We start from the raw sequence: 16,637 nt of genomic DNA, 5'->3' as shown, positions 1-16,637 counted from the left end.
TCGAATAATCAACTATCGAAAATGGAGTGTGTTTAGATGACTTTACAGACCTACACCCTAAAAGTTTCCTTAAATTCATCTCCAGAGGTGTTAGAACGGGTACTACGAGTAGCACGCCACCGTGGCTTTAAGGTAGAGTTAATGAGCTGGAATGATAGCCTTGGTGAGCTTGAGCTTACCGTTTCCAGTCAGCGTGCGCTGCACTTGCTTGTTAATCAACTAGAGAAGCTAGTTGATGTAACACAGGTTATTGAACTCAGTGATGGGCTCAGCGAACTACAACAAAAAAAACCTGCATAGCGTCAGCGCAGTATATTACTTAAAAAGATTTTAGAATTGAGGAACAACACCATGTCAAACACCAATCATCCTGAACAGATTTGGTTTAACGGAAAACTAATGCCATGGCAAGATGCCACCGTTCATGTGATGAGCCATGCCTTACATTACGGTTCATCTGTATTTGAAGGCATCCGTGCTTACAATACACCCAAAGGCACAATTATTTTTCGTCTAACTGAGCACATCGAGCGTTTATTTAATTCGGCAAAAATCTATCAGATGGATATCCCTTTTACTCAAGAGGAAATCATCACTGCATGTAAAGATGCAATTAAAGCTAATAATCTAGGTGATGCTTACCTACGACCACTAGCTTTTTATGGCGATATTGGTATGGGCTTGCGTCCACCACTAGATGCTAAAAGCGATGTCATGATTGCAGCATTCTTCTGGGGTGCTTACCTTGGTGATGAAGCGCGCGAAAAAGGCGTTGATGTTGGTGTTTCGTCATGGAACCGTTTAGCACCTAATACTATGCCAACAGCGGCTAAAGCTGGCGGTAACTATTTATCATCACAACTTATCTCGATGGAAGCTCGTCGTCATGGTTACACCGAAGGCATTGCATTAGACGTTAATAACTACGTCAGTGAAGGCGCGGGACAAAACCTATTCTTAGTGCGTAAAGGTGTTATTTACACACCACCAACAACAGCATCAATTCTGTCAGGCTTAACCCGTGACACAGTAATCACGCTTGCTCGTGAGCTAGGTTATGAAGTTCGTGAAGAGTTAATTTCTCGTGAATCACTATACGTGGCTGATGAGTTCTTTATGTGTGGCACGGCCTCTGAAATCGTCGCGGTTCGCAGTGTTGATGGTATCGAAGTCGGTAGCGGCAAAATGGGCGATATCACTCGTCAGTTACAAGACAAATTCTTTGGCTTATTCAACGGTGAGACAGAAGATACTCACGGCTGGTTAGAAAGCATCGATTAATTTTTAATAAATAACATTATAGGGGGTACTTCAATAAGTGCCCCGCAAGGAAACAAAATGGCAAAGTTAAGATCGGCAACAAGTACTCAAGGACGTAACATGGCTGGCGCTCGCGCCTTGTGGCGCGCAACAGGCATGCAAGATGGTGATTTTGGTAAACCTATTATCGCTGTTGTAAATTCATTTACACAATTTGTGCCTGGCCATGTTCACTTAAAAGATATGGGGCAGCTTGTCGCCAAGTCCATTGAGGAAGCCGGCGGTGTAGCTAAAGAGTTTAACACTATTGCCGTTGATGACGGTATCGCTATGGGCCATAGCGGTATGCTTTATAGCCTGCCATCTCGTGAGCTGATCTCTGACTCGGTAGAATATATGGTTAATGCCCATTGTGCCGATGCTATGGTGTGTATCTCTAACTGTGACAAGATCACACCAGGAATGATGATGGCTGCAATGCGCCTGAATATTCCGGTTATTTTTGTTTCCGGCGGCCCAATGGAAGCGGGTAAAACCAAGCTTTCTGATCAAATTATTAAGCTCGATTTGGTTGACGCGATGATTCAAGGGGCAGATAAAAATGTCTCTGATGAGCAAAGTGATCAAATAGAGCGCTCAGCGTGTCCTACTTGTGGTTCTTGTTCTGGTATGTTTACCGCAAACTCAATGAACTGTTTAGCCGAAGCCTTAGGCTTAGCACAACCGGGCAATGGTTCATTATTAGCAACCCACAGTGACCGTGAAGCTTTATTCAAAAATGCGGGTAAAGAGATCATGAAGATGTGTGAAGCTTATTACACTCACGATGACCCTCTCGCATTACCTCGTAATATTGCGACCAAAAAAGCCTTTGAAAATGCCATCACCCTTGATATTGCAATGGGCGGTTCAACCAACACCGTATTGCATTTATTAGCAATCGCGCTAGAAGGCGAAGTGGATTTCACCATGGCTGACATCGACCGTCTATCTCGGGTCGTACCACACTTGTGTAAAGTCGCACCCTCTACACCAGAATATCACATGGAGGATGTGCATCGCGCTGGCGGTATCGTCGCTATTTTAGGTGAATTAGCTCGCGCTGGTTTATTGCATACTGATGTGCGTAGCATGGTTGGCTTATCACTCGAGCAAATCATTGAAAAATATGATGTTAAAGTCACTCAAGACCCAGCGATTAAAGAATTTTATCGCGCTGGCCCTGCAGGGATTCGTACCACTAAAGCTTTTAGTCAATCATGCCGTTGGGACACCCTTGATGATGACCGTGTTAACGGTTGTATTCGTACTAAAGAACACGCTTTTAGCCAAGATGGTGGCTTAGCCGTATTATCAGGTAACTTAGCAGCCAATGGCTGTATCGTAAAAACGGCAGGCGTAGATGAAAGCTGTTTAACCTTCTCTGGTCCAGCTCGAATCTTTGAAAGCCAAGACAGCGCAGTAGAAGGGATCTTAGGCGGTAAAGTTAAAGCCGGTGATGTCGTGATCATTCGTTATGAAGGTCCTAAAGGTGGTCCTGGCATGCAAGAAATGCTTTACCCAACCACTTACCTTAAATCAATGGGTCTTGGTAAAGAATGTGCATTAATTACCGATGGCCGTTTCTCTGGTGGCACCTCAGGATTATCAATCGGCCACGTTTCACCAGAAGCAGCATCAGGTGGTGATATCGCACTTATAGAAGAGAACGATATTATCGATATCGATATTCCGAAACGTAGCATAGAGATTCGTATTAGCCCGGTAGAGCTTGCTGCTCGCCGTAGCGCAATGGAAGGCAAAGGAAAACGCGCATGGAAACCTGTTGACCGCCAACGTCCTCTGACTACAGCATTACAAGCCTATGCAATGCTTGCAACTAGTGCCGATAAAGGTGCAGTAAGAGATACCAGTCTGTTCGATGAGGAACAATAATCCATGTCTCACATATCTAGCGATGACACTCAAGTAGGTAAATTAACGGGTTATGATTACTTAACCCGTATTTTGCAAGCACCTGTTTATGATACGGCGGTGGTCACGCCGCTAGATTCGTTGAAAAAGCTATCAGCACGCTGTAACAATCATATCTTGTTAAAGCGTGAAGATAAGCAACCCGTGTTTAGCTTTAAGCTTCGTGGCGCTTATAACAAAATTGCACAGTTGAGTGATCAACAGTTAGCTGCCGGAGTGGTAGCAGCCTCAGCAGGAAATCATGCTCAAGGCGTCGCCCTATCAGCCAGTGCACGCAATGTTAAATCAGTGATTGTGATGCCACGCACCACGCCTGATATTAAAGTCGACTCTGTTAAACAGTTGGGTGGCATAGTGGTATTACATGGTGATAACTTTGACCAAGCTTATCTTCATGCCAAAGAGTTATCAAAGACCGATGGCATGACATTAATCCCACCATTTGATGATTGCGATGTCATCGCTGGTCAAGGTACAGTGGCGATGGAACTGCTCCAACAACAGCGTCAAATGGACGCAGTATTTGTACCCGTTGGTGGCGGGGGGCTGATTGCTGGTATGGCAGTCTATTTAAAGATGCTACGCCCAGAGATTAAAATCATTGGTGTCGAGTCTGAAGACTCAGCTTGCTTAACCGCCGCCTTGGCCGCTGGTGAACCCGTAGATTTAGAACGTGTTGGCCTATTTGCCGACGGTGTCGCCGTTAAACGTATTGGTATTGAGCCCTTTCGTCTCGCACAACAGTATGTCGATGATATGGTCACCGTATCAAGCGATGAAATATGTGCCGCCGTCAAAGATATTTTTGAAGATACGCGAGCCATTGCCGAACCATCAGGTGCTTTGGCCATTGCAGGACTCAAGAAATACAAGAAACAGCACCAGCTTGAAGACCAACATCTAGTCGCTATCTTGTCTGGAGCCAATGTTAACTTTCATGGCCTACGCTATGTATCTGAACGCTGTGAGCTTGGTGAACAAAAAGAAGGCATCATGGCGGTTAACATCCCGGAGCGCAAAGGAAGCTTCCGTCAATTTTGTCAGTTGCTTGGTGGTCGTTCAATTACTGAATTTAACTACCGTTACGCCAATAAACACAGTGCGAATATCTTTGTTGGACTACGTCTAGCCAATGGTGAAACCGAATTACAGTCCATGATCGCGCAATTAAAACAGCACGATTACCCGGCTCAAGACTTATCGCATAACGAAATAGCGAAGCTACATGTTCGCTATATGGTCGGCGGCCGTCCCTGTGAATCATTAACAGAACGGTTATTTAGCTTCGAGTTTCCCGAATGTCCAGGTGCTCTTTCTACATTCTTAGAGACCTTAGGGGAGAATTGGAATATCACCCTATTTCATTATCGAAACCACGGTGCCGCATTTGGACGCGTTTTAGCAGGATTTGAATTATCGGAGCAACAACTCCCACAATTTTTAGAGCATTTAGGTCAATTAGGTTATCAATATAAAGATGAAACAGACAATTTGGCCTACACCGCTTTTTTAACGCATTAAACAGAATTTTATAAAGGATATTGTTATGACTATTACTTCGTTTCATCCAACACCACGTACATTAATGGGTCCAGGTCCTAGTGATGTGTCACCTCGTGTTTTAGAAGCGCTAAGCCGCCCAACCATTGGTCACTTAGACCCAGAATTTGTAAAAATGATGGACGAAGTAAAAAGCCTGCTTAAATATGCTTTTAAAACCGAAAATGAACTAACGATTGCTGTTTCTGCACCGGGCTCTGCTGGTATGGAAACTTGTTTTGTCAACTTAGTTGAGCCAGGCGAAAAAGTCATTGTCTGTGTCAACGGTGTATTCGGTGGCCGCATGGTTGAAAATGTCGAGCGCTTAGGTGCAACGGCAGTGGTAGTTGAAGACACATGGGGTGAACCTGTCAGTATCGATAAAGTAAACCAAGCGTTTGAACAACACCCTGATGCGAAGTTTCTGGCATTTGTTCATGCAGAAACCTCAACTGGTGCGTTGTCGGATGCGAAAACACTGTGTCAATTAGCACAAGCCAATGATGCACTAACCATTGTTGATGCGGTAACATCACTAGGTGGTGTTGAGCTACGCGTGGACGAATGGGGTATTGATGCAATTTACTCTGGTAGCCAAAAATGTTTATCTTGTGTCCCGGGTATTTCACCAGTAAGCTTTGGCCCTCGCGCGGTTGAGAAACTAAAGCAGCGCAATGGCAAGGTACCTAGCTGGTTCCTAGACCAAACATTAGTAATGAGTTACTGGAGCGGTGAAGGCAAACGTAGCTACCATCATACTGCCCCAGTGAATTCATTATACGCCTTGCATGAGTCACTAGTGATGTTACAGCAAGAAGGTTTAGAAAACGCATGGGCGCGTCATCAAGCACAACACGAAGCTTTAAAAGAAGGCTTAACTGAGCTTGGCATCGAGTTTATAGTTGATGAAGCACATCGCCTACCGCAATTAAATACCGTAGTGATCCCAGAAGGGGTTGATGATGCAGCGGTACGCAGTACACTATTAAACGAATTTAATTTAGAAATTGGTGCTGGACTAGGCGCATTAGCAGGCAAAGCATGGCGTATTGGCCTTATGGGTTACGCTGCACGCCGTGAAAATGTAGCGTTATGTCTAGCAGCACTAAAGTCCGCTTTAAAATAAATAAGAAACACACATGATCAAAGTATTAGTAAACGGCGCTCAAGGGCGCATGGGTAAAGAAGCCGTTAAAGCGATTAGCAATGATGCTGCTTTAACCGTGGTTGGTGAAATCGATTATCAAGATGACCTAGCTACGGCCATCGCACAATATCAACCACAAGTTGTGGTTGATTTTACTGCGGCATCAGCAGGTTTTGCTAACACGCAAACCATTCTTAATGCTGGCGCTTGCCCAGTCATTGGCACCAGTGGTTTTGTTGAAGAACAAGTCAAACAATTACAGGCGTTATCCAAAGAAAAGCAACTCGGTGGCTTAATTGCACCTAACTTTTCAGTTGGCGCAGTATTAATGATGAAGTTTGCAGCAGAAGCAGCTAAGTACCTACCGGATGTTGAGGTCATCGAAGCTCACAGCCCACAAAAAGAAGAAAGTCCATCGGGTACTGGCTTACGTACCGCCGAGATGATCAGTGCTGCACGTACAGCTTCACCGATGACCACCAGCGATAAAGAGTTAATCGAAGGTGCTCGCGGTGCAGAACTTGAAGGAGTAAAACTTCATTCAATTCGCTTACCTGGCGTTGTCGCACAACAAACTGTGTTCTTTGGTGGTTTAAGTGAAACCCTTAAAATCGAACATAACTCGCAACATCGTGAATCGTTTATGCCAGGTGTTGTACTAGCGTGTAAAAAAGTCGTTGAACGTACTGAGTTAGTTTATGGCTTAGAGCATTTAATGGATTAAACCTCCCTAAAAGCCATACTCCAATCAAAGCCCTTAACTCGCACGAGTTTGGGGCTTTTTTATTGGCTATCATTGATAAAAAAATAAACAACAGCTAAATTATATCCATTACGATTGTTATTTCACCTCATCAGCCAATGGATACATTATGAATAACTACCCTGAAGGGCAATTTTGCTGGATTGAATTAAACGCACAAAACTGGCAAGTTGCCAAAGACTTTTATAGCCAGCTCTTTAATTGGCAAGCGGTTGATCAGCCCATTGGTGACGATATGTTTTACACCATGATGCAACTAAACGGAAAGACGGTTGCAGCAATGTATCAAATGATGCCTGAACATGCAGAGCAAGGGGTTAAAACCCATTGGTTATCTTATATTGCAGTCGATGATGTTGACGCCAGCATTGCCAAAGCTAAAACATTAAACGCTGAAATTGTCATCGGCCCCCATAATGTGATGAATGCGGGTAGAATGGCTGTAATACATGAACCTGATGGTGCTTACTTTGCTATTTGGCAAGGACAAGAAAACGCGGGGATAGAGCTTAGAGATGTTAACAATACATTATGCTGGAGCGAGCTGGCGTCAAAAGATAGCGCAAAGAGTAAAACTTTCTATCACGACTTACTCAACTGGCAATATACTGATAAAGATGTAGAAGGGATGAGTTACTGCGAAGTTACTGCGGGTGAAACGTCACATGCAGGACTCATGGAGATGACCAGTGAATGGGGCGAGATACCACCGCATTGGATGCCATATTTTGCAGTGGAAAGTTGTGACGACATTGTCGCTAAAGCTCAATTTCTCGGCGCAACGATTTGTGTCCCGACCACAGAAATACCAGGAATTGGCCGCTTCTCTGTTATTAATGATCCACAAAAGGCGACATTCTCGGTGATTGAACTCAACGAGTAACAATTGATTATCAACATAAAAAAACCAAAGCGGTTGCTTTGGTTTTTTTATTTCAACTGTTAAAAGAGCGATTAAATATTTGGTCGTGAGCGCCCGCCACCACTGCGGTTTCCGCTTGAACGGTTACCACTTGGCTTCCCTTGGCTATTACCACCCTGCTTGTTTCGATTGTCCGAGCGACGCTTGTTACCCGATTCACCATTGGCCTTATGACGACCGTTAGCGCTTTTTGGTTTATGACCACGTGAGTTTTCACCAGAACGTTGACCATCTTGATGATCAGTACGAGGTTTTTTCGGTTTCTTCGCTCGCTTAGGCTTAATCGGCCTTGTATCAAGCTCCGTCTCTGGCACTCGATGAATCGCTTCAAAGCCAGGGATCTCTTTACGAGGAATTAGCTCTTGAATTAAGCGTTCAATATCTTTTAGCTGTTGCATTTCATCATTACTGACCAATGAAATAGCTTCACCTGTTGCACCAGCACGTCCTGTACGCCCAATACGATGAACATAATCTTCGGCGATATTAGGCAAGTCAAAGTTAACAACTTGCGGTAATTGATCAATATCCAAGCCACGAGCAGCAATGTCTGTAGCGACCAACACCTTGATTGAACCATCTTTAAAGCCTGCAAGGGCTTTGGTTCGCGCACCTTGGCTCTTGTTACCATGAATTGGTGCAGCACTATGTCCTTTCGCTTCTAACTGACGCGCAATACGGTTAGCGCCATGCTTGGTGCGAGAAAACACCAACACTTGTTGCCAATCATTATCTTCAATTAAAAATGTTAACGCTTCAGTTTTACGGCCTTTATCTAATGGGCATAGCCATTGCTCAATACGTTCAACCGTCGAGTTTTCTGGTGTTACAGAAACCTCTACTGGATTATTGATTAAGCCTTTTGCTAACTGACGAATATCCTGTGAGAATGTGGCTGAGAATAATAAGTTTTGACGCTTATTTGGTAACAATTTAATAATGCGTTTAATATCATGAATAAAGCCCATATCTAACATACGGTCTGCTTCGTCAAGCACCAATACTTCAAGGTGATCAAATCGAATTGCACGCTGGCTATAAAGATCCAGTAAACGACCGGGGGTAGCGACTAAAACATCCGCACCTTGACGCAGTTTCTGCATTTGCGGATTAATCTTAACGCCACCAAAAACAACCGTTGAATGCATGTGTAAGTTTTTGCTATAGATACCTACGTTTTCAGCAACCTGTGCAGCCAATTCACGTGTTGGCGTTAAAATCAAAGCGCGAACTTGGTTGTTTTGCGCTTTCTGACCCTTTGATAAATTCTCAAGGATCGGCAAAGTAAAACCAGCAGTTTTACCGGTACCGGTTTGTGCTGCGGCCATCACATCTCTGCCGGCCAAAACCGCCGGAATTGCCTGAGCTTGGATAGGTGATGGAGTGTCATAACCTTGCTCGGCTACAGCATCAAGAATTTGTGGGCATAGCCCTAAGTCAGCAAAACTCATAGTAAGATGAACTCTTAAGTTAATTAGTCAGTCGCCTAAGGCGATATAGTAGTAAGTATAGACCGCAGTCTCACAAAAGGGCGCAGTGTACAGCAACTATCACTGCCTCGCTATGGAATCGAGACAAAAGACTGAGCATTATTGATTTATTTGTCTTTTTGTTGAAGCGAGAGTCACTATATCTATTTTTACTGTGGCATATTGTCGCAGCGGCTTAACTGTTTTTGATTGAGCAGGTAAGATAAGCGTGATAATTTCGATGAGTAAGTAATGAAAAATGAAAATTTTTAGTTCCCTCCAGCACCAGCAGTTAAAAAGCTTATTCGCTTTTGAAGCTTTAATTCAAATTGGTAAATTATTACTGATTAGTCTTGTGGCTTATGTGACTAAGAACCAGTTAATCATCACTTCGATGATGGTTATCTTCTTTGTTGAGCTGTGCTGTAAAACATTACTTTACCGTTACGCACTACACCAACCACACCAATTTAATTTAGTCGTTAGTATAATCTTAGCGCTCGATTGTATTATCTTAAGCAGCTATTTGTTTTTTATCGGTGGAGCGACTAATGCTCTCATCTCTTTTTTATTACTACCAATCGCAATTAGTGCCATTTTACTTGAAAAGAAACAAACTTGGTTAATCTGCCTACTGGCTATCATCTGCTACAGCTTGTTGATGAAGTTTAATCTACCTTTCTCTTTTAATGCTAGTGAACATGCGCACCATAGTGTTGGTTCATCACACTTCTTAGCGATGTGGGGGACTTTCACAATCTCTGCTTTAGTATTAACGGTGTTTGTGGTTTCAATGGCGCAGAAAATTCAGCAGCAAAAACAGAACATAGCAAACTATCGGCAAGAGCAGTTACGCTCAGAGCAGATCATCGCTATCGGTACAGCATCAGCTAGTGCAGCCCATGAATTAGCGACACCCTTGTCTACCATGCAACTTGTTTGCGATGAGTTAGAACTTATCGATGATGAGCAGGAACGCTCTGAGCAATTGAGTCTGCTGCAACAACAACTCGCTCGCTGCCAACAAATTTTAGGTCAGCTACGCCTGGATAACGAACAAGTAAAATTAGACAAAAATGCTCAGGTTAATGCAGTAACGTTTTTTGATACTGTGTTTGAGCGTTGGACTATTGTACGCCCTGATATATCAATCACGATAAACAATGAGCTTAACGCAACCCTAGACATGTTATCTCATCCAACATTAAACTCTGCATTGATGAATTTATTAGATAACGCAGCCGATGCCAGCTTGGAAAACCAAATCAATCAAATTACTGTAAAGCTCTCACATGATCAGCGCTTTATTACAATGGATATCATCGATCAGGGCCCTGGAGTATCACCACAGTTAATTCAACAATTAGCTCAGCCTAAAGCTTCAAACAAGCAACACGGTATGGGACTAGGGCTGTTTTTAGCCAACACTAGTATCGAAAGGTTACATGGGCAGGTAAGTTTAACTAACGGGGTGACTGGCGCAATTACTAGCGTTACGTTACCCATAGCGCAAGGAAGTGCCCAATAAATGGAACTTGCAGGAAAAAAGCTATTGATCATAGAAGATGATCTAGCATTAGCGACTACTTTAGCGAATAACCTAAAGCGACGCCAACTCATTGTGGAACATGTCGATAATGTCGATCAAGCGCTAGCTAAGTGTCAGGTATTTAGGCCAGAATTATTATTAATCGATTTAAAATTAGGCCTCGGTTCTGGCTTAAGTTTAATTAGCCCAATTCGCCAACTACTACCTCACAGCCGTATCGTTGTCCTCACAGGTTATGCCAGTATTGCAACCGCCGTAGAAGCAATTAAATTAGGTGCTAACGACTATTTGCCCAAGCCTATCAGTATTACACTCATACTTGCGTCACTGACTGGGGATAGTACAGGAACGGCTGCAAGTAGTGATCTTGAAATTGCAGAAAAGCCAATGTCCCCTGCCAGACTAGAATGGGAGCATTTACAGAAAACACTCAAAGAGTGTGGCGGTAATGTATCTAAAACAGCGCGTGTACTTGGGCTTCATCGAAGAACGCTACAACGAAAACTCGACAAAAAACCCTCCAAGCAATAAGCAAAGCAGAGAATGATATTTCTCTGCTTTTCACGATTAGCTCGTGGCTTTATGTAAACATGACTTATAATACTTATTGAGTGCTTCAACCAGCCCTTTAACACCGATAAGGCCGACAAAAACACCATGCTGCATTACCGGGAAACATGTTTGATCACAAAAGCCCGATGTACCATTAACCACATTATTTGCTAAATCAAGAATATTATCTTCTGACTCAACTGTCTTAATGCTCGTCTTCATAAACTCACTGACATGCGGTGCCCCATCACAATAATAACTATTTGAGATTAAGGTTTTTAAACAGTCGCGTTCGCTTAATATACCGACGACTTGATTATCATCAACAACAACAGCACTGTCTTGATCACTCGACTCAATGGTGCTCACAGCATCAGCCAATAGTGCTGTTGAAGTGATCTGTGGTGGCTGATGTGTCATAAAATCTTTTACTTTTAAGTCAATCATCATTTATCCCTCACTAATTAGGCAAAATGTGCCTCTAACTCATCGGCTCCGCCGATATGCTGACCAGAAATAAATACCTGTGGTACTGTCGTTTGACCACTCACAGCGCGTAATGAAAGTAATGTTGCATCACTGCCTAGTACAATTTCTTCGTAGCCCATTCCTTTCTCTTGTAATAACTGCTTCGCTCTTGCGCAGTGTGGACAGCCCGGCTTGGTGAACAAAGTAACATCTTGAGGCGCCGTCGCATCACTGTTTATATAATTAAGCATAGTATCTGCATCTGAGACTTCAAATGGGTCGCCCGGTTTTTGTGGCTCAATAAACATTTTATCTATCACACCATCTTTAACTAACATAGCATAACGCCAGCTTCGCTTGCCAAAACCAATGTCTTGCTTGTCAACGAGCATACCCATTCCTTCAGTAAACTCACCATTGCCGTCAGGGATAACGGTAATATTTTCGGCTTCTTGATCTGCTAACCATGCATTCATCACAAAAGTATCGTTCACAGATACACAGACAATGTCATCCACACCGTTTTGGTTGAATACTGGAGCTAATTCATTATAGCGTGGCAAATGCGTTGAAGAACACGTCGGGGTAAATGCGCCCGGCAATGAAAATACAATAACCGTCTTATTGGCAAACAGCTGCTCAGTCGTTACATCTAGCCATTCATCGTTGTGACGCGTTTTAAATGTAACACTTGGAACTGCTTGACCTTCTTTATTATCTAACATGGTTAACCCCGTTTATTCGTTAATGAACTGTGTTTCAATAAGTCTAGTATGCAACTGCTGAGTAAAAAGTGCTAAGCGTTAAAAACAATCATCATCATAGGTAAAAGCTATCATAAAGAACCGTATCCATTCCTACTACCTGTTAGAGATAGGAAGCTTGACTTTAACAGAGAGGCCGCCTTGTTGACGGTTAGTAATCAATACTTGCCCACCATGATGATTAACAAACCGCTGAACAATGGCCAAACCTAGACCGCTACCCTGGCCGCCTCGTGCATTATCACCTTGTACAAAAGGCTTAAATAACTGCTGAATTTTGTCTTTAGGAATCCCGGGGCCATTATCCTCAATAGTAAAAAAGACCATATTCTTTTTTAACTTACCTGATGTAACGTACACTTCACCATGACCATATCGTAAAGCGTTTCCTAATAAATTAGTGATCACTCGCTTTAAAGCTACAGGACGTAACATCAGCTCAGGAAGCTCTTGCAAAGATAATTTAATATTATGGCCTCGAGATAGTTCCGCTTTAACCTCTTGATTGATTATGTCGTTCAATGAGCAAGCGACCATACTCTCTTCACGATCAAGCTTAATGTAGGTAATAAACTGATCGATGATTTCATTCATATCATCAATATCTTGCTCAATTCCTTCTTTAAAAAAAGCTTCTTTATCGTCTAGCATCTCAGTGGCTAAGCGAATTCGAGTGAGTGGTGTGCGTAAGTCATGTGAGATACCCGCCATCAATAACGAGCGATCGTCTTCTAATTGTTTGATCCCCGACGCCATCGAGTTGAACGCTCTTGTGACACCAACAATCTCAGAAGAGCCTCGTAGTTCTAACCGCTCAGGGTATTCACCATGGGCAACTTGATTTGCTGCCCGCTGCAGTAAACGTAATGGTTTAGTAATATGACGGGCGAATAACCAGCCACCAATAATTGACAGGCTACCAATGACCATAAGATAAAAAGTTAATGGCGAAAACTCACTATCATTGAAGTTCTCCAATGGTATTTTAATCCAGACATAAGGGTCTTGGGGCGGATTAATCCAAACCATATAACGGTCTTCTTTCGCTACTCTGACTTCAGCTTTTCCGCCTAAATACTCTGTCATTTGTTGAGATAAAAAATGATATGGCGTTGCTTTATCTAAACCAAACTTTGGGGCCAAATACGCAGGGTATACTCTTAACCCAGTAACCTCCTGAAACTGCTCACTTAACACTTCATCCGTCGGTAGCTGCTCTCGACCTAAGTCAGGCACATTCATAAAAACAAGCTTAACTTGCTTGGCTAACAACGTATTAATTTGCATAAAGCTCGGTTCAACAACATGCTTTGCAACCGTTACATATGAAACAAGTTGATTAATGAGTAATAAAAAACCTATTAATAACGCTGTTTGACCGAAAGCACTCTTAGGGAACCATTTCATTGATTATTGCGCACTACCATCTGGAACAAATACGTAACCCAGCCCCCAAACAGTTTGGATATAACGAGGGTTAGCAGGATCATCTTCAATCATTCGGCGTAACCGAGACACTTGAACATCGATGCTACGCTCCAATGCACTGTAATCACGACCACGGGCTAAATTCATTAACTTATCACGTGACATAGGCTCTCGTGGGTGAGTTACCAATGACTTTAATACCGCAAATTCACCCGAAGTCAGAGAAGTCGTTTCTTCGCCATGCTGCATTTCACGCGTTGCTAAATTTAATGAAAAGTCACCAAAGCTAATGATCTCTTCATTTTGTGACGGTGCTCCAGGCACATCAGCATTACGGCGGCGTAGAACAGCATTAACACGTGCCAATAACTCTCGTGGGTTAAATGGCTTAGGTAAGTAATCGTCAGCCCCTAACTCAAGACCGATAATACGATCAACCTCGTCGCCTTTTGCTGTTAACATCAGGATTGGAATATTGTTATTCTCTTTTCTTAATCGTTGACAGATTGATAAACCATCTTCACCCGGTAACATTAAGTCCAATACCATCATGTGGAAGTTCTCTCGCTCCATCAATCGATCCATTTGCTCGCCATCTCCAGCAGTGCGTACTTGGAAGTGCTGCTCCACTAAATAACGTTCTAATAAGCTGCGTAGACGAACATCATCATCAACAACAAGGATTTTAATAGTTTCATGGCTCATGGGTAATCTCTCACAAAGGGTACAATCTGCGTAATGGTGAATACGCTAAAATCTTGAATCGGTATATATCGTTAATACACTATAAAATCTAACAATTTATAAAGCAAAAACTTAACCGTAAATTTAGCGATCGCTTTGTTACAAAGTATGTTGATATCAATACTTGAACGCTAGTGATAACAGTCATATTACGAACGTTGGTAATAAATTTTGTTAATAAACCACAGATGGTCACCCGATGGCGTTTTCACTAGCACTTCATCATCGACCTCTTTGCCAATAAGCGCGCGAGCCATCGGTGAATCGATTGTGATATGGTTATTTTCAACATCGATTTCATCAGGACCAACAATACGGTAGGTAGCGGTTTGCTCTTGTTCATTTTCTAATTCAACAAAAGCGCCAAAGTAGACTTTGCCCTCTTGCGATGGCGCATAATGGACAATTTGCAGCTCTTCTAAGCGTTTCATCAAAAAACGTAAGCGACGATCGATTGCTCTAAGCTCCCTCTTGCCCTCCTTGTATTCGGCATTTTCACTACGATCGCCTAACGCAGCAGCCTCAGAGACAGCACGTGTTACTTGTGGGCGCTTTTCTTTCCACAGATACTTTAGCTCTCGATCGAGCGTATTCCAGCCTGCTGGGGTGACTAAATTTGTTTTCATTATTCTTAATAGCATTCGTTAGCACTGAAGATAGTGTATTTCAGACAGAAGGTGATAACCAGAAAGATCTGATTGGATAATTAAATTCAGTAGGAGAACTTAATAAACAGTAGTAAAAGATGAAGTAGCAGCCATATCTTTAACCTGAAAGTTGAAAACTATGGCGACTTATAATTAGAATAAGCAGGTACATTAGGTGTCAACGATTTAACTCCTAATATACCAAGTATAAGGGGCTAAGTTACTCAGCAGGTTTTGGATCTGGTTTTGGATCTGGTTTTGGATCTGGTTCTGGAACTGGTTTACAACCGCCGTCCTTTGCATTGCAATCAACGATCACGCCTTTACCCTGTCTAATGTTCACTTTAATCCCCCAGCGAGAAAAGGCTCTAGTTGCAGGTCCGATATTGTATTCAGAGTTAAAATCATAAGCACCGTTTAAGCTATTTTTATCTAGTGGTATTGTATTCCATTCGCCATCGACCAGTTGCTTAGCTTTAATACTGAATTTTGTGTTCTCATAGTAAAGATCAAACGTGTATTGTCCGCCATGATTCAATCCTACCGTTATCGTAGTGATTGCTCGACCAGATTTAAACGTTAAATCATGGAAAGCATCCTCCATGATATGCCTTGCTGCCTCTCCAGAGGAAAGCTCAGTTAGCAAATAGTAATGTAGTCGATTTTGCTTTGCTGAATATGCAGTTAAGTCCCACACATTTTCCACTATATAATCTGGGACTCTATGGCCTTCTAGCATTCCAAAAAGCTCAATAAAGGCTTCTTTTACCCTTGCAAACGAGCTTTGATCTTGAGCTGAAGACTTTACTGCCATGATCGTGTGAAACATTGGCATGCCACTTTCAGGGTCAATTTCTAAATAATTCTGAAAGGTTTTCATTGTCAAACTATCAAAGTCAATAACATTAATCTTTTGATTACCATAGGTGTTCATCGACACAAGACTCTTAACCTCACTCATCGAGCAACTATTACAGTGTGTTGTCTTAATTGAGGCATAAGCTGGCAGAGTTGCAAGTAAAAGCAAACTGCTAACCATAAATAACAAAGCTTTTTTCATTTAATTTTCCTTAATTTTCCTTAATTTCCCTTAATTTCCCTTAATTTCCCTTAATTTAAAAGCACAATAATCATATTAAAACCCATACAAATACGCAACCTACAATCAACAAATTTGTTACCGATGTATTTTTTTAATCAAATATATTGTTAGAACAATGACCTTTCTCTATTTTACCATTCATTGATGAAAATCCCGGCTAAAATGCTGCCGGGAAGACTGACTTTTCTTCAGACACAAAAAAGCCCACCGAAGTGGGCTTTTACATTTACGGTTAGCCGAAGCTAAAAGTAAATATTAGTCTAGGATTGACGCTACAACACCAGCACCAACTGTACGGCCACCTTCACG

16 protein-coding genes are annotated in these 16,637 nt (G+C 42.4%); 9 read left to right on the top strand and 7 right to left on the bottom strand.

Annotation, left to right across the window (positions count from 1 at the left end; all coding sequences use genetic code 11):
• Window positions 1–36: 36 nt before the first annotated feature.
• From ilvM to Q8W26_RS15850, 7 genes are all read left to right on the top strand, one after another.
• Window positions 37–300 (top strand): acetolactate synthase 2 small subunit, encoded by a 264-nt coding sequence (ilvM, locus tag Q8W26_RS15880; RefSeq protein WP_101215671.1) that lies wholly within the window; start codon window positions 37–39, stop codon window positions 298–300.
• A gap of 51 nt (window positions 301–351) precedes the next feature.
• On the top strand, window positions 352–1,281 hold the full coding sequence (locus tag Q8W26_RS15875) for a branched-chain amino acid transaminase (RefSeq protein WP_101215670.1): 930 nt from the start codon (window positions 352–354) through the stop codon (window positions 1,279–1,281).
• A gap of 57 nt (window positions 1,282–1,338) precedes the next feature.
• The gene (ilvD, locus tag Q8W26_RS15870; RefSeq protein ID WP_101215669.1) at window positions 1,339–3,195 is read left to right on the top strand and encodes a dihydroxy-acid dehydratase; all 1,857 of its coding nucleotides are present in this window, start codon (window positions 1,339–1,341) and stop codon (window positions 3,193–3,195) included.
• A gap of 3 nt (window positions 3,196–3,198) precedes the next feature.
• Window positions 3,199–4,755 (top strand): threonine ammonia-lyase, biosynthetic, encoded by a 1,557-nt coding sequence (gene ilvA, locus Q8W26_RS15865; protein WP_101215668.1) that lies wholly within the window; start codon window positions 3,199–3,201, stop codon window positions 4,753–4,755.
• 25 nt (window positions 4,756–4,780) lie between these two features.
• Window positions 4,781–5,899 (top strand): alanine--glyoxylate aminotransferase family protein, encoded by a 1,119-nt coding sequence (locus Q8W26_RS15860; RefSeq protein WP_101215667.1) that lies wholly within the window; start codon window positions 4,781–4,783, stop codon window positions 5,897–5,899.
• A 13-nt stretch (window positions 5,900–5,912) separates the two neighbouring features.
• Entirely contained in the window at window positions 5,913–6,644 is a 732-nt protein-coding gene (dapB, locus tag Q8W26_RS15855) for a 4-hydroxy-tetrahydrodipicolinate reductase (RefSeq protein ID WP_101215666.1), read from the top strand.
• 148 nt (window positions 6,645–6,792) lie between these two features.
• The gene (locus Q8W26_RS15850; RefSeq protein WP_101215665.1) at window positions 6,793–7,566 is read left to right on the top strand and encodes a VOC family protein; all 774 of its coding nucleotides are present in this window, start codon (window positions 6,793–6,795) and stop codon (window positions 7,564–7,566) included.
• A 71-nt stretch (window positions 7,567–7,637) separates the two neighbouring features.
• On the opposite strand, the gene Q8W26_RS15845 is transcribed toward Q8W26_RS15850, so the two are convergent.
• Window positions 7,638–9,056, bottom strand: coding sequence for a DEAD/DEAH box helicase (locus Q8W26_RS15845; protein WP_101215664.1), 1,419 nt, complete (start codon window positions 9,054–9,056; stop codon window positions 7,638–7,640).
• A gap of 277 nt (window positions 9,057–9,333) precedes the next feature.
• Between Q8W26_RS15845 and Q8W26_RS15840 the strand changes: the two genes are divergently transcribed.
• Both Q8W26_RS15840 and Q8W26_RS15835 read left to right on the top strand, forming a co-directional pair.
• Window positions 9,334–10,602, top strand: coding sequence for an ATP-binding protein (locus Q8W26_RS15840; RefSeq protein WP_101215663.1), 1,269 nt, complete (start codon window positions 9,334–9,336; stop codon window positions 10,600–10,602).
• Window positions 10,603–11,154 carry a response regulator transcription factor gene (locus Q8W26_RS15835; protein WP_101215662.1) on the top strand — a complete coding sequence of 184 codons (552 nt, stop codon included), beginning with the start codon at window positions 10,603–10,605 and terminating at the stop codon, window positions 11,152–11,154.
• A gap of 36 nt (window positions 11,155–11,190) precedes the next feature.
• On the opposite strand, the gene Q8W26_RS15830 is transcribed toward Q8W26_RS15835, so the two are convergent.
• The 6 genes from Q8W26_RS15830 to Q8W26_RS15805 form a co-directional block, all read right to left on the bottom strand.
• Complete coding sequence (locus Q8W26_RS15830; RefSeq protein WP_101215661.1) at window positions 11,191–11,625, bottom strand: CBS domain-containing protein; 435 nt, start codon at window positions 11,623–11,625, stop codon at window positions 11,191–11,193.
• 14 nt (window positions 11,626–11,639) lie between these two features.
• Complete coding sequence (locus Q8W26_RS15825) at window positions 11,640–12,368, bottom strand: glutathione peroxidase (protein WP_101215660.1); 729 nt, start codon at window positions 12,366–12,368, stop codon at window positions 11,640–11,642.
• 135 nt (window positions 12,369–12,503) lie between these two features.
• A complete protein-coding gene (envZ, locus tag Q8W26_RS15820) occupies window positions 12,504–13,814 on the bottom strand; it encodes a two-component system sensor histidine kinase EnvZ (protein ID WP_101215659.1) in 1,311 nt (436 codons plus the stop codon).
• A gap of 3 nt (window positions 13,815–13,817) precedes the next feature.
• Window positions 13,818–14,540 carry a two-component system response regulator OmpR gene (gene ompR, locus Q8W26_RS15815; protein ID WP_101215658.1) on the bottom strand — a complete coding sequence of 241 codons (723 nt, stop codon included), beginning with the start codon at window positions 14,538–14,540 and terminating at the stop codon, window positions 13,818–13,820.
• Window positions 14,541–14,728: 188 nt separating this feature from the next.
• The gene (gene greB, locus Q8W26_RS15810; protein WP_305473763.1) at window positions 14,729–15,205 is read right to left on the bottom strand and encodes a transcription elongation factor GreB; all 477 of its coding nucleotides are present in this window, start codon (window positions 15,203–15,205) and stop codon (window positions 14,729–14,731) included.
• A 241-nt stretch (window positions 15,206–15,446) separates the two neighbouring features.
• Entirely contained in the window at window positions 15,447–16,286 is an 840-nt protein-coding gene (locus Q8W26_RS15805) for a hypothetical protein (protein ID WP_101215657.1), read from the bottom strand.
• Window positions 16,287–16,637 lie beyond the last annotated feature (351 nt).

Origin of the sequence: Psychrobium sp. 1_MG-2023, from assembly GCF_030689115.1 — a bacterium.
Classification (GTDB): domain Bacteria; phylum Pseudomonadota; class Gammaproteobacteria; order Enterobacterales; family Psychrobiaceae; genus Psychrobium.
This window is presented reverse-complemented; position numbering and strand designations above follow the sequence as displayed.

What these genes read in the sequence shown, in the direction of transcription:
- ilvM (WP_101215671.1), top strand. Translation starts at nt 37, where the DNA reads ATGACTTTACAGACCTACACCCTAAAAGTTTCCTTAAATTCATCTCCA.
- Q8W26_RS15875 (WP_101215670.1), top strand. Translation starts at nt 352, where the DNA reads ATGTCAAACACCAATCATCCTGAACAGATTTGGTTTAACGGAAAACTA.
- ilvD (WP_101215669.1), top strand. Translation starts at nt 1,339, where the DNA reads ATGGCAAAGTTAAGATCGGCAACAAGTACTCAAGGACGTAACATGGCT.
- ilvA (WP_101215668.1), top strand. Translation starts at nt 3,199, where the DNA reads ATGTCTCACATATCTAGCGATGACACTCAAGTAGGTAAATTAACGGGT.
- Q8W26_RS15860 (WP_101215667.1), top strand. Translation starts at nt 4,781, where the DNA reads ATGACTATTACTTCGTTTCATCCAACACCACGTACATTAATGGGTCCA.
- dapB (WP_101215666.1), top strand. Translation starts at nt 5,913, where the DNA reads ATGATCAAAGTATTAGTAAACGGCGCTCAAGGGCGCATGGGTAAAGAA.
- Q8W26_RS15850 (WP_101215665.1), top strand. Translation starts at nt 6,793, where the DNA reads ATGAATAACTACCCTGAAGGGCAATTTTGCTGGATTGAATTAAACGCA.
- Q8W26_RS15845 (WP_101215664.1), bottom strand. Translation starts at nt 9,056, where the DNA reads ATGAGTTTTGCTGACTTAGGGCTATGCCCACAAATTCTTGATGCTGTA.
- Q8W26_RS15840 (WP_101215663.1), top strand. Translation starts at nt 9,334, where the DNA reads ATGAAAATTTTTAGTTCCCTCCAGCACCAGCAGTTAAAAAGCTTATTC.
- Q8W26_RS15835 (WP_101215662.1), top strand. Translation starts at nt 10,603, where the DNA reads ATGGAACTTGCAGGAAAAAAGCTATTGATCATAGAAGATGATCTAGCA.
- Q8W26_RS15830 (WP_101215661.1), bottom strand. Translation starts at nt 11,625, where the DNA reads ATGATGATTGACTTAAAAGTAAAAGATTTTATGACACATCAGCCACCA.
- Q8W26_RS15825 (WP_101215660.1), bottom strand. Translation starts at nt 12,368, where the DNA reads ATGTTAGATAATAAAGAAGGTCAAGCAGTTCCAAGTGTTACATTTAAA.
- envZ (WP_101215659.1), bottom strand. Translation starts at nt 13,814, where the DNA reads ATGAAATGGTTCCCTAAGAGTGCTTTCGGTCAAACAGCGTTATTAATA.
- ompR (WP_101215658.1), bottom strand. Translation starts at nt 14,540, where the DNA reads ATGAGCCATGAAACTATTAAAATCCTTGTTGTTGATGATGATGTTCGT.
- greB (WP_305473763.1), bottom strand. Translation starts at nt 15,205, where the DNA reads ATGAAAACAAATTTAGTCACCCCAGCAGGCTGGAATACGCTCGATCGA.
- Q8W26_RS15805 (WP_101215657.1), bottom strand. Translation starts at nt 16,286, where the DNA reads ATGAAAAAAGCTTTGTTATTTATGGTTAGCAGTTTGCTTTTACTTGCA.